Below are 13,307 nucleotides of genomic sequence, written 5' to 3' on the forward strand. Positions count from 1 at the left end.
AGCCCATGCCCGAAGCGAAAGACGAATGACGGCATCAAGTTGACGGGGATCGTATGGTTCAATTTGCATTTCGTTGTAGCCTCCTAAATTCTGGTTAACCACACTTAATCACGACTTTCCCAAAGTGAGAGCCGCTTTGGAGGTAGCGGTAAGCTTGGTGCGCTTCAGCAAACGAAAAAACCCTATCAATTACAGGTTTAATTTGATGCTGGGAAAATATTTGATTCATCGCCTCAAACATTTCCCGACTACCTACATATATCCCCTGCACAGTTAAACTCTTAAACAGGATTGGTAAAGGATCTACCTCTGTTCCTCTACCTGATAACACACCAATCAAGCTAATGCGTCCTCCAATTCGCACTGCTTGCAGAGATTTTGGCAAAGTTCCTGCACCGCCTACTTCTACTACATGATCTACACCAGTGCGATCGCTCATTTCATAAACTTTCTTTTCCCAATCTGGGTTGACTTTATAGTTAATCGTCTCATCTGCACCTAATTCTTTCGCTCGTGCCAATTTCTCATCACTGCTAGAAGTAATAATCACCCTCGCACCATGGATTTTGGCAAATTGAAGGGCAAATATGGATACTCCACCTGTACCTAGTAACAATACACTCTCACCTGCTTTGATATTGCCCTTGGTTACCAGCGCGTGCCATGCCGTAACGGCTGCACAGGGTAGAGTTGCACCTTCTTCATAGGATAGGTGTTCAGGTAATATTACTAGTCCATCTTGGTGTAAAACGACATACTCCACCAACATCCCATCAATACCGGCTCCCAAATCAGATTTCATTTTCTGTCGGTTGAGTTGCCCGTAGATCCACTCTTGAAAGAAGATGCCAGCCACGCGATCGCCAACTTTGACTCGTGTCACACCTTCACCCACCGCCACAACTTCACCTGCACCATCAGACATGGGAATGAGAGGATATTTTAGTCCAGAGCCATAGCTTCCTTCTGCAACCATTAAATCGCGATAATTGAGGGATGTAGCCTGCACCCGAATTAGAACTTGCCCTGCCTGGGGCTTGGGTTCTGCTCGTTCCACTAATTTCAGTGCATCAATACCTGCATTACTTTGAAGTTCGTAAACCTTCATAAAATTACTCCATAGTCATTGGTTAGTGGTTAGTAGTTAGTAGGGGCGGGTTTTATGGATTAACTTTGGGTTAAAACTGACAATTCATCTTTTAAACCCGCCCGTACAGTAGTTAGTAGGTAGGAGTTAATTTTTACTTGTTAACCCCTGTCCTCTGTCCCCTATCCCCTGTCACCTATCCCCCCTATCCCCTGTCCCCTATCCCCTGTCACCTATCCCCCCTATCCCCTGTCCCCTATCCCCTGTCCCCTATCCCCTGTCCCCTATCCCCTGTCCCCTATCCCCTGTCCCCTGTCACCTGTCCCTGTCCCCTATCCCTTGTCCCCTATCCCCTCTTAATGCTCTTGTGCTGTTTTCAAGTCAATGACTGCACCGATAAAAGCAGCATGAACGAAGGTTTGAGGAAAGTTTCCCAACATTTGTTTAGTTTTGATATCGGCTTCTTCAGCAAATAAACCCAGATCGTTCGCGTACTCTAAGGCAGCATCTATGATTACCTGCGCTCGTTGAAAATCTCGACGCATCACCCAGTACTGCGCTACCCAGAAGGTTCCTGCCAAAAAAGCTCCTTCCTTTTTAGAGTCGAATTGCTCTAAGTGGCGACGATACAAATAACCAGTAGCAAGCTCGCGTTCTAAGACTTTGATTGTGGCTAGCATTTCTGGTGTATCAGCAGCAGTATAACCCCATACAGGAAAAAGTGCTGCTGAAACGTCTACCGCTTCACCTCCAGCAAAAGCTGCATAAGCACCTTCCGAATTTAGACACTCACAGGCAACAAACTGTTTAATTTCCTGTGCTGTTGATCGCCAACGCTTGGCTTGGGCTTCATTTTCGGCAAGCTCGGCAATATAATTCAAACCGCAAGCAACGATTACTTTACTTGAAGTGTACTGACGTTTTACTTGTTCTTCCCACAAACCGTGATCGGGATCGCTCCAATGTTCTACTAAATAATCGGCTATCTTTTCAATCAAAAACCAGTGTTCGCGTGTGTCGAAGCGATTGTAAATGAGTTTAGCTGCTAAAAGCACATTACCGAAAGCATCAAGCTGTAATTGGCTATTGGCAGCATTCCCAATTACAACGGGTTGACTGCCGCGATAACCAACCCAATCTAGGGTTTTTTCGAGATGAACTGGTTCTCCATCTAGGGTTGTGAATGGTTTTAGCGGCATACTATCTGAGTTACAAGCAAAACCACAGATATAGTCGAGAAAGCGCCGCTCTTCATCACCATTGCTGCCTGCACGGATGAGGGCGCTGACGATCATACCTGCATCACGCAGCCAAACGTAGCGATAATCGTAGTTTCGTTCTCCTCCAACAACTTCTGGCAGGGAGGTGGTAGCCGCCGCAATTATCCCGCCATTGTCTTCAAAGGTGAGCATACGCAATGCTCGCAGGGAATTGGCAATTTCACGCTCATAAGGGCCATGGTAAATTGCGTATGAGGCGATTTTCTGCCATCGAGCCTGAGTGATTTCGAGCCAAGTCTCTATCTTTTCGATTGTGACAGAGGCGAGTTGTTCATCAACTAATAAAGCCCAACCTGATTCACCCTCCAAAATTTTGAAGTAGATACAATCTTTTTCTAGTATGAGGGGATGAGAAGCATAAAGATAATAGCGCCGATCTATTTGTACTGCTTGACCAAGATATTGCAGATCTGGCGGATGTTGAGCATAGTCTGGGGCAGGCTGGAGAGTAACTGTCACCTCGTTTGGTACAGGTGAAAATAAACGACAAATTCCCCGTGGCAGCTTTTCTCCTAAGCACATCCAATCAGTAATCTGCCAATAATTACCATTGGTGGTTGCGAAGGTTGTTTCTAATACTCCAGTGTCTTCCAAATAACGGCGACTGGCAAAAGTAGTATCAGGCGATCGCACACTCCAAGCTCCTCCCCGCTCTGGATCGAGCAGTGCAGCTAGCAACGAAGGGCGATCGAAACGTTCTGGACAATACCAAACAACAGTCCCTTTAGTATCAATCAGTGCAGCGGTACGGCGATCGCCAATAATTGCTAAATCGCGAATCTCTGGGAATTTGTCATTGGTCATATTGCTATCAAAAATAGAGTATCGAACGAGCTTGCCCCTGCTAATAAACAGGCGATCGCAGTTGTTTGAGTTATGCTAAAGTCTGAAATTATCAAAATGGCTATTTTGTGACTTAGCTTTTCTCTCTTGTCAAAGCATATAAACAGTATTGTTTCTTAACATTTCTTTATAAACCTAGCTCAAGATAGATTCTTATACCAATTTGAAAAAAGAATGCGACAAATAGACATTGTAGAGACGTGCCATGGCACGTCTCTACATCAGGATCTGTTGCTTTATCTGTCCCCTGTTCCCTGTCCCCTATCCCCTGTTCCCTGTCCCCTATCCCCTGTTCCCTGTCCCCTATCCCCTATCCCTGTTAGCTCAAACGCCGACGTAACCACAAACCCAGTAGTGGTAATGCCAATTGATACCGTTGTTCAGCACCGTAAATCAGTCCTTTGTGCTGAAGTCCGATTAATGCACCTTGCAAACTGCCGCCACGAGAAAGACCATGTTTTTGAATATACTCTCGGCTTTGGGGTTTGTCAGTGGGATCGCAAGCCAAGCATTCTAAAAGATGTACTTGATTGCCTGGGAGTAACATCAACAAGGACTCATAAGTAATAGATAAATCTTTGAGCTGTGCTTCGATTGCCTGCTCTACATCTTGCTCAGTAATTAATTCATGGGGACGGCATAAAGTTTGCAAGCGGCGAATTAATGACATCGCATCACCAATGTGTCCTTGAACAGCATCTAAAAACAGTTGCAGAGCTTTGGAGCGAGAATCAAATGTTAGTCCTACTGCTTGCAAAATTTCCCTTGCCCACACAGCTAAAACATCTCTGGCTAAGGGAGCTAACTGTACTGTTTCGATTGGATAGTTAGTTTCTTCTGTATGGTGAGTTGTTTCAGCAATAGTTGCTACCAGTACGTAACTGACACGAGTTTGTTTGTGAATTTCTCGTCTCAGGGTGGTTTCCCACAAACCATTGCGATCCCAGGAACGGATGTGGGGGAAACTCTGCAAAATCATCACGACTCGCCGATCTTGAGCATCGGCTAGCATTTGAGGAAGCTGAAGCAACATTTCAAAAGCTTGCCACAATTGCTTTTGGTTCAGCGATCGCACAAGCAAAAGTTTACCGCCGTTTTCTTCCCACTGAAACCGAAAAAAATCTCCTGAACTTTTGGCAACCCAGTCTTGGATTTGTGCTGCATCAAAGCTTTGATTAATTGCCTCGGCTAGCAATTGTAAAAATCTTTCTCCATCTGTGGCGCGGATGCAGTCTATTTCTAGCGCGATCGCTCCCACTGCCGAAGTTGCCCCTCGGACTAAAGTTCGTCGCCCACTTCCCGGTACTCCCACAATCAGCAAGTCGCCATCCTGTGCCAGAACTTCCACTATCCGCTGAAATTCTGCCGAGCGCCCAATTAATTCTAAGGGGGTAGACAATTCCAAATTCACGCGTTTTTGCCTTCCGAATTCAAGCTTCCGTCAGGGAGAGCATACTCACTTTCATTGTTGATGGTAACTATTACGAGGGATGATGATAATTATAAGTTTTTTAGTTATTGAAAACACATAGCACAAACTCTGAATACAGTCTCAGCTTTTTTTATACCTTTTTCAACTCGTCGAACTCACCCTATTCTATAAATAAACCTGCATAGAAAGCTCAAATGGCATCGCATCCTGGACAACGAACGATTCTGCTTGCAGAAGACAGCACCAGCGATTTGATGTTGGTGGAGCGGGCACTTAGCCGCCTCGATTCACCCGTCGCGCTCTATGTTGTCAGAAATGGGGAAGAGGCGATCGCTTATCTTCAAGGAGAAAGAGAGTATGCCAATCGCCAACGCTATCCCTTTCCTGATTTAGTCATGACTAATATGAAGATGCCGCGCATCACCGGGATGGAATTATTAGCCTGGATTCGGCAACAGCCAGAGCTACAACCTTTGCCAGTAGTGGTAATGAGCAGTTCCAACGATCCAGATGAATTTGAGCGAGCAACGGAATTGCACGTAAATTCGTACTTTGTCAAGCCGCTACGGTTGGAAGATTTGGTGGAGACTGTGCGATCGATTGTGGCGCTTTTGCCTTCTTTTGATTCTAGAGCATAATTTTTAAGTAACAAATTCAACGTGTAGCGGTGCATACAATTTAGATTAAAAGAGAGTAACAGGATAACCAGCTTGCTTGCCTGTATGAATTTATGGTGCACCCGCGAAGATGGAGACAATTTGTTCGTCGTCCCGTAAGGCTAAAGGACTATGGGATTGCTATTATTGCCAGTGGGCTAGCGCTACTGCTTTCATTGCTGTTTTCGCCCTTTATTGCCAGTGGCACCTTTACGCTGTTTCTGGCATCTGTTGTCTTTAGTTCCTTATATGGGGGGCGTAAAGCAGGGTTATTGGCTACTATCATTGGTGGATTAGCTAGTGCCTTTTTTTTTCTTGCCCCCGTGTTGTCGTTTTCCATCACCACACTGGAAGGCAGTTTGCGTCTGGGTTTATTTGTGTGTGTCTCCTTACTGATCAATGAAATGAACGCGGCACGGCAACAAGCAGAGCGGAATATCCGAACTAGTGAAGCACGCTTTCGTCGTTTAACAGACTCCAATATCATTGGCATTATCTACGGCTGGATTAGCGGCTCGATTCGGGATGCAAACGATGCCTTTTTGCAGATGGTAGGCTACACGCGGGAAGATTTGCGATCGCGACAACTCAACTGGCACAGAATGACACCCTCCAGCCAGCAAGCGCTGATTGATCGCCGGATTGAGCAATTGCAGCAAAACCATATCAGTCCACCTGCACAGCAGAACTTAATTCACCGAGATGGCACTTACGTGCCCGTATTGATGGGACTTGCCCTACTGGAAGAAACTGCCGATGAAGTGATTGGGTTTGTGCTCGATTTGACTGCCCTACATCGCACCGAGCAAGCATTGCAGGAAAATTACAACCTGCTGCAATCGGTGATTGAAGGTACGAATGATGCTGTTTTTGTTAAAGATAAACAGGGACGTTACCTGCTGATCAACACAACTACTGCCCACATTATCGGGCGATCGCCAGCCGAGATCCTTGGCAAAGACGATACCGAGCTACTTCCAGCAGAAGAAGCGGCGGTGCTGCAAGAAAACGATCGCCGCATTATGACTAGCGGGCGGACAGAAGTGATAGAAGAACAAGTCACTCAAGCCGATGGGGTGCACACCTACCTCTCTACCAAAGATCCCTATCGCGATGTTGAAGGACGAGTAATTGGACTCATTGGGGTGGCACGGGATATTACTGATCGCAAACAAGCCGAAGTGAATCTTGCCCGCGCCAACCAACGGCTGGAAGCTCTACGAGCAATTGATCGGGCGATTTTGCGAGCAGATTCCACAACAGCGATCGCTGATGCAGCGTTGGTACGGCTGGCTCGCTTAATTCCCTATCAGCAGGCGGCTGTTATTTTGTTTAACTTTGCAACCAATGAAGCTCAATTTTTGGCAGGACAAGTCGATGGGCAACAAGCAGGCACGGTGGTTCCAATCGCAGAACTGATGCCGCTTGAGGTATTACAGCAGCGCGAGCCAATTCAGTATATTGAGGACTTGGGTTCGATGCTGCGTCGCTCACCCATGCTAGAGCAACAGTTTGCTCAAGGAATGCGGAGTATGCTGCGGGTGGCATTGCTGGTTGAGGGCGAATTGATTGGCGACCTAAATTTATTTGCCAATCAGCCTACGACATTTACAGTTGAGCACCAAACTATAGCTCAGGAAGTAGCAAACCAGTTGGCGATCGCTATTCAGCAGGCACGCTTACGAGAGCAACTGCAAGCCTACACCACAGAATTGGAACAGCGAGTTGCTGAACGCACAGCCGCGCTACAGTCTGCTAACGAAAGTTTAGAAGCCTTCGGATATTCTGTCTCTCACGATTTGCAAGCTCCCCTCCGTGCCATGCAAGGACTAGCCGAAGCTCTGTTAGAAGACTATGGCGATCAACTAGATCCCCTGGGACGAGAATATGCCGAGCACATTGTGAGTTCGGCACAGCAGATGGCAAGATTAATTACGGATCTGTTGAGCTACTCTCGCCTGAGTCGAACCGAGATGAATCTGCGCCCTTTGCGGTTAGACTCAGTGATTGCAGAAGTCTGCGATGAGCGTTTAGCGTCGGAGCTACAAGAGCGCCAGGCACAGGTGACGGTTGAACGCCCACTTCCCGATGTGATGGGACACTATCCGACACTGGTGCAAGTCTTGACAAATTTGATTACAAATGCAGTTAAGTATATGCCTGCCGATCGCTCACCCCAGGTACGAATTTATGCAGAACCTCGCGGTGAGTGGGTACGACTATGGGTAGAAGACAACGGCATTGGCATTGATCCGCATTATCATGAACGCATATTCAACGTATTTGAAAGACTGCATGGGGAAGAATCCTACCCCGGCACAGGCATTGGATTGGCGATCGTCCGTAAAGGAGTTGAGCGGATGGGCGGGCAGGTTGGCGTGGAATCACAGCTAGGGCAAGGCAGCCGATTTTGGCTAGAGCTACGGAGGGCGGAATATGGATAAACCAGCTTACACGGTTCTAGTGGCAGAAGATAATCCCGGCGATGTGTTGCTGGTGCGGCGGACACTTTTGAAAGCCAATTTCTCTCATGTGCTTCAGATCGTGGTAGATGGGGAAGCGGCGATCGCCTATCTGGCAGGAGAAGGGGATTACGCTGATCGAGCGCGATTTCCACTGCCAAGTCTTTTGCTCCTTGACTTAAAAATGCCACGTAAAAGCGGATTTGATGTGCTGGAGTGGTTACAGCAGCAGATGGTGCCGCGCCTAGCCGTTGTAGTATTGACAACTTCAACTAAAAATGAAGACATTGAACGAGCTTACGCGCTGGGAGCCAAGGCTTATTTAGTTAAGCCGATTACCCTTGAACGATTTATGAAGGCTTTAGAAACACTTGAGCTAAGTTGAGTTGTTGACTTTTTTGCTAAGTGGTTAGGCAAAATTAAAATCCAATTCGGTTTAGTTAGTGATGTTGATTTTTCGGAAATCCCCCTTAGTTCACGGCAATAAAGCGGGAAGAAAATGAACTGCTTTTTGCCTCCCCTTCAAAAAGGGGAAATTAACCACCTTTTGCCCCCCTTTCTAAGGGGGGTTGGGGGGATCTGACCTTAACTGAACGGTATTGAATTACAATCAACTATCTGGGTTATCTACTTCCCAAGGCAGTTGACTAAATACTGTAGCTGTAAAACACCATATAAATAACACATTAAACTGAGGGCATGTATCTTCTTCTCATTGATGACAATGCCAACGATCGCTTATTGATTGCACGAGAACTGAGACGGGAATTTCCTGACATAGAGCTTGAAGCAATTGTCGATATAGAAAGCTTTGAGCAAACTTTGGCTATGAATCGATTCGATTTGGTGATTACCGATTATCAATTGCATTGGAGCAACGGTTTAGAGATTCTACAAAGGGTGAAAGCTCGCTATCCCGACTGTCCTGTGATCATGTTCACCAATACCGGAACGCAAGAGATCGCGGTAGAGGCGATGAAGCGCGGCTTGGATGACTACATCCTCAAATCTCCCAAGCACTTTGTCCGGATTCCAGCAGTAGTACGGGTGACGTTGCAACGAGCCGAGGAACGACGCCGAGCAGCGCTAACTGAATTTCGCCTGCAATCGCTGCTCAATCAACTGAATGTGGGTGTGTTTCGCGCCAAGGGGGAGCAGATGATCGAAGCAAATGGCGCATTTCTGCAACTGTTTGGGGTAGAGTCCTTGTCGGAGCTAGATTCTCGGCAAACTGCCGCTCTACTCTCTGCTCCAGAAGCTCTCGTTCTTCATCAAAAACGAGAACGCCAGGTGCAACTTTCCACCGCATCAGGAGCCGATCTGTGGCTACTTGTCAGTGAAACCTTAAACACAATTAACGGGGAATCGGTTGTTGAGGGGCTAGCCGAAGATATTACAGGCATCAAACGAGCAGAAGCCGTGCTCAAACGCTATGCCGATCGCCTCCAACTTCTACAAACTCTCGATCGGGCGATTCTGCAAGCAGAAACCCTACAGAACATTGCTCAACCTGCACTAGAATCGCTCTATGGTTTGGTGCTAGCGCCGCTTTTGGTTGTGGCGTTGTTTGATTTTGATGCTCAACAAGCCACTGTATTTGCCGTGCGTTCTGAAGGCGAACCGCCGCTCCGAGAAGGAGAACGCTTTGCATTGAGCGAATTTGGTGAGTACGATCGCTGGCTCGAACAGAGGGCAATCGAGTTGGACTTAACTCAGTTTTCCAGTTCCACCCTGCAACGGTTGGTTGAGCAAGGCATTTGCAGCTTAGTCAGCATTCCCATCTTAATTGAAGGGCAAATGGCGGGAATCCTCGGTTTGGGCTTTTCTGAGCCTGGTTCGTTGTCTGATGATGACATGGAAATTATCACAGAAATTGCCAATCAGTTAGCCATTGCTGTGCAGCAAGCCCGTCTGCGCGAGGAACTAAATCGCTACACCGAAGAGTTAGAGCAACTTGTCCAAGATCGCACCCAACAACTGGAAGAAGCCAATCTTGATTTGGAAACTTACGCCTACTCCATCTCCCACGATCTGCGAGAACCGCTACGAGCTGTGCAAGGGTTTGCCCGGATTTTGCAGGAAGATTATGCCGATCGCCTAGACTCCCAAGGACAAGATTTAGTTCACCGCATTATCAAGGCGATCGAGCGGATGGATTCTCTGTTGCAAGACTTACTGACTTACAATCGCTTAAATCGGCGCAATCTGCGGTTACAGCCTGTAAATCTTACCCTGGTAGTTACCAATGCGATCGATCAACTCCAAGTGCAAATTCAAGAGCGTCAAGCCCAGATCGCAGTTGAAGCCCCTTTGCTGTCGGTGCAAGGAAATTTTCAAACCCTAGTTCAAGTTATTTCTAATTTAATCTCAAATGCCATCAAATTTACCGCTGCGGGCGTTCAGCCGCAAGTCCGGGTGTGGACGCAGAAGCAGAGCAAAGAAGTAGGAGGCGATCGCGTGCGCCTTTGGGTAGAAGATAACGGCATTGGCGTTATGCCACAGTATCAAGAGCGAATTTTTGGAGTGTTTGAACGGCTACATGGGGAAGATTCCTACCCTGGCACGGGAATTGGGCTGGCAGTGGTGCGGCGGGCGATCGAGCGAATGGGAGGACGAGTAGGCGTGGAATCGGCAGCGGGACAAGGCAGCCGATTTTGGTTTGAGCTACTCGAACATGACCGCACAAAGCAGCAAGATTAAAAAAGCCTGTCGTAAGTAAGATGCAACCGAAAATTCTCTTAGTCTAATGTCAGTTATGAAGCATCATTTTTAAGGTAATTCACTGCACTGTTAAGCTTATGCAAACTTCCCAAGTATCCGATTTTAAGAAACTTTGGCAGGTGCGATTCCTCTTCGGTTGGGAAGATGGCAGGGCAAATCACCTGAAAACTACTACATACTTGCATCATCGGTAACTATAACCTACTTACCTGAGGCAACTCTGTAAGATAAAAAAATGATTCGCATCTTGCTGATTGATGATAGTCCAAACGATCGCCTCCTTGCTAATCGCGAATTACGCAGGGCATTTCCAGATGTGCAAATCAAGGAAATCATTGATGCTCAACAATTTGGACTAGCACTAGAGGTAGGCGATTTTGATTTGCTCATTACCGATTACCAATTGTTGTGGAGCGATGGGCTGGCGGTGCTGCGAGCGGTTAAGTCCCGTTACCCCGATTGTCTGGCGATTATGTTCACCAACAGTGGCAATGAGGAAATAGCCGTTGAAGGCATGAAGCTAGGGCTGAACGATTATGTGCTCAAAGACAAACGAATTGAGCGTCTCTCTAGAGCCGTTGTTGAAAGCTTAGAAAAGCAGCGCATCCGACAACAATTGCAAATAGCAGAAGAACGCTTTCGGCTCGCCCTCAAAGCCGCTCGTATGGTGAGTTGGGACTGGAATGCATCGACAAACGAAATCATTTGGTCAGAAGGAGGTGAACAGCTATTCGATCTGCCGCCCGGTGGCTTGGCAGGAACCTACGATGCTTTTCTGGCACTAGTGCATCCAGGCGATCGCGAATTGATTGTTCAAGCCAGCCGTAGTGCGCTGGAGACGGGAGCCGATTTTGTGGTGGAGTATCGGGTGCCGCTAGCCGATGGCACACTTCGCTGGATCGCTTCTAGGGGACGATTAATTCTGAATAATGCAGTTCAACCGCTACGGATGACTGGGGTTGCTCTGGATATCACCGATCGCAAACAGTCGGAACTGGCACTGCAAGAGCACGCCGAAAAGCTAGCAGAAGCCAACCGACTCAAGGATGAGTTTTTAGCAGTAATCTCCCACGAATTGCGCACGCCCTTAAACGCCATTTTAGGCTGGTCTCATATTTTGAAGAATCATGACTTGAATGTTGCCGCCCAGAAACGATATTTAGACACAATCGAACGCAATGCCAAACGCCAACAGCAGCTGATAGAAGACTTGCTCAATATGTCTCGCTTGATGCGGGGGCAGATGCAATTAACAATCGCGCCCGTTAATCTTGTATCGGTGATTGAAAATGCGATTAATACCGTGTGGCTCTCTGCAGAGGCTAAATCGATTCGCCTAGAGCTAGATCTCGATTCCACGATTGAATTTATTTTGGGCGATGAAAATCGACTACACCAAATCATCTGGAATCTGCTTTCCAACGCAATTAAGTTCACGCCTCAAGGAGGACAAGTCACTGTTCGCCTAGATCGGGCAGATGAACAGGTACGGATTCAAGTCAGCGACACGGGCAAAGGCATTTCAGCCGACTTCTTGCCCCACATTTTTGAAAGATTTCGTCAGGCAGATGCCAGCAAAACTCGTTCTTATACAGGATTAGGACTGGGATTGGCAATTGTGCGGCAATTGGTGGAACTGCACGGCGGACAGATTCAAGCCGATAGCCCCGGCGAAGGACAAGGCACGACTTTTACAGTGCTCTTGCCATCGTTCAAAGAGAATGGTAGTACCCAAACAGAAGGCTTACCCCTCTTTTCTGCCTCCTTGGCGCCCAGTTCATTAACCGGAATGAAAATCTTGGTAGTAGATGACGATATCGATTCCCGTGAACTGGTAGCTATCATCTTTGAACAGTATGAGGCAGTGGTGATGACAGTTGCATCCGCCCGTGAAGCCTTAGATGTATTGCAGCAGTTTCAACCCGATTTAGTGATCGCCGATATTGGAATGCCAACAGAAGATGGTTACTCCCTCATGCGTAAAATCCGTGCCCTACCGCCTCAAAAGGGAGGAGAGATTCCGGCGATCGCCCTTACAGCCTACGCTACATTAGAAGATCAGACTGATGCGTTTGCCGCTGGATTTCAGCACCATCTCACTAAGCCCATCGATCCAGAGCAATTAGTCGCAATCGCGATCAAACTTTGGCAAGGCGTTAAAGTTAAATAACCTTCGCAAAGGTTAAAAAAAGAGTTTAGTGGATTGACACAGCTAAAATAGTGCATTATGTGTAGGTTGGGGAGCCAGTGCGGTGGACGGGTTTCCCGGCATAAAGGAGCCATTGCGGTGGACGGGTTCCCCGGCATAAAGGAGCCAGCGCGTTGCGCGGGTTCCCCGCGTTGTAGCGACTGGCGTCAAGTGGCGTCACCTGGCGTTTAAGCGCAGCGCAACCCAACATGAATCAAGATGTTGGGTCTCGTACACTCGACCCAACCTACAAAATATAATGCACAAATTTAGTCTTGTCACGCTAATACATTGTGAATGCATAACTCGCATTGTGAATGTATCGGCATACATTGTGAACGCATAACTCGCATTGTGAATGTATCGACTCGCATTGTGAATGTATCGACTCGCATTGTGAATGTATCGGCATACATTGTGAATGCATGACTCGCATTGTGAATGTATCGGCTCGCATTGTGAATGTATCGGCATACATTGTGAATGCATGACTCGCATTGTGAATGTATCGGCTCACAAAAATAAGGCCGCTTCCCGTATAAGGTGGCGACTGTCGTCGGCAATGTCCTCCTTGTAGATGCTCCAAGCGGCTACTTGCCACGCCACTAATTTTAGCAACTATTGTAAAGAGATTATGG

At 47.3% G+C, this 13,307-nt stretch carries 8 protein-coding genes; 5 read left to right on the forward strand and 3 right to left on the reverse strand.

The features are described from left to right. Positions 1 to 94: 94 nt before the first annotated feature. The 3 genes from UYC_RS0125160 to UYC_RS0125170 form a co-directional block, all read right to left on the reverse strand. Positions 95 to 1,108: a zinc-dependent alcohol dehydrogenase family protein gene (locus UYC_RS0125160; RefSeq protein ID WP_016874531.1), complete on the reverse strand. Its 1,014-nt coding sequence runs from the start codon at positions 1,106 to 1,108 to the stop codon at positions 95 to 97. Positions 1,109 to 1,443: 335 nt separating this feature from the next. Beyond that, a complete protein-coding gene (locus UYC_RS0125165; RefSeq protein WP_016874530.1) occupies positions 1,444 to 3,171 on the reverse strand; it encodes a glycoside hydrolase family 15 protein in 1,728 nt (575 codons plus the stop codon). Positions 3,172 to 3,529: 358 nt separating this feature from the next. Then, complete coding sequence (locus UYC_RS0125170; RefSeq protein ID WP_016874529.1) at positions 3,530 to 4,621, reverse strand: DNA polymerase III subunit delta; 1,092 nt, start codon at positions 4,619 to 4,621, stop codon at positions 3,530 to 3,532. Between the two features lie 215 nt (positions 4,622 to 4,836). Between UYC_RS0125170 and UYC_RS0125175 the strand changes: the two genes are divergently transcribed. The 5 genes from UYC_RS0125175 (at position 4,837) to UYC_RS0125195 (ending at position 12,651) form a co-directional block, all read left to right on the forward strand. After that, on the forward strand, positions 4,837 to 5,280 hold the full coding sequence (locus tag UYC_RS0125175; protein ID WP_016874528.1) for a response regulator: 444 nt from the start codon (positions 4,837 to 4,839) through the stop codon (positions 5,278 to 5,280). Positions 5,281 to 5,372: 92 nt separating this feature from the next. After that, a complete protein-coding gene (locus UYC_RS0125180) occupies positions 5,373 to 7,742 on the forward strand; it encodes a PAS domain S-box protein (RefSeq protein ID WP_016874527.1) in 2,370 nt (789 codons plus the stop codon). After that, the gene (locus UYC_RS0125185; protein ID WP_016874526.1) at positions 7,735 to 8,145 is read left to right on the forward strand and encodes a response regulator; all 411 of its coding nucleotides are present in this window, start codon (positions 7,735 to 7,737) and stop codon (positions 8,143 to 8,145) included. Before UYC_RS0125180 ends, UYC_RS0125185 begins: the two co-directional genes overlap by 8 nt. A gap of 314 nt (positions 8,146 to 8,459) precedes the next feature. Continuing rightward, entirely contained in the window at positions 8,460 to 10,460 is a 2,001-nt protein-coding gene (locus UYC_RS0125190) for an ATP-binding protein (protein ID WP_016874525.1), read from the forward strand. 256 nt (positions 10,461 to 10,716) lie between these two features. Beyond that, positions 10,717 to 12,651, forward strand: coding sequence for a hybrid sensor histidine kinase/response regulator (locus UYC_RS0125195; RefSeq protein WP_016874524.1), 1,935 nt, complete (start codon positions 10,717 to 10,719; stop codon positions 12,649 to 12,651). The last annotated feature ends 656 nt before the right edge of the window (positions 12,652 to 13,307 follow it).

Origin of the sequence: Chlorogloeopsis fritschii PCC 6912 (assembly GCF_000317285.1) — a bacterium.
Taxonomy (GTDB): Bacteria; Cyanobacteriota; Cyanobacteriia; order Cyanobacteriales; family Nostocaceae; genus Chlorogloeopsis; species Chlorogloeopsis fritschii.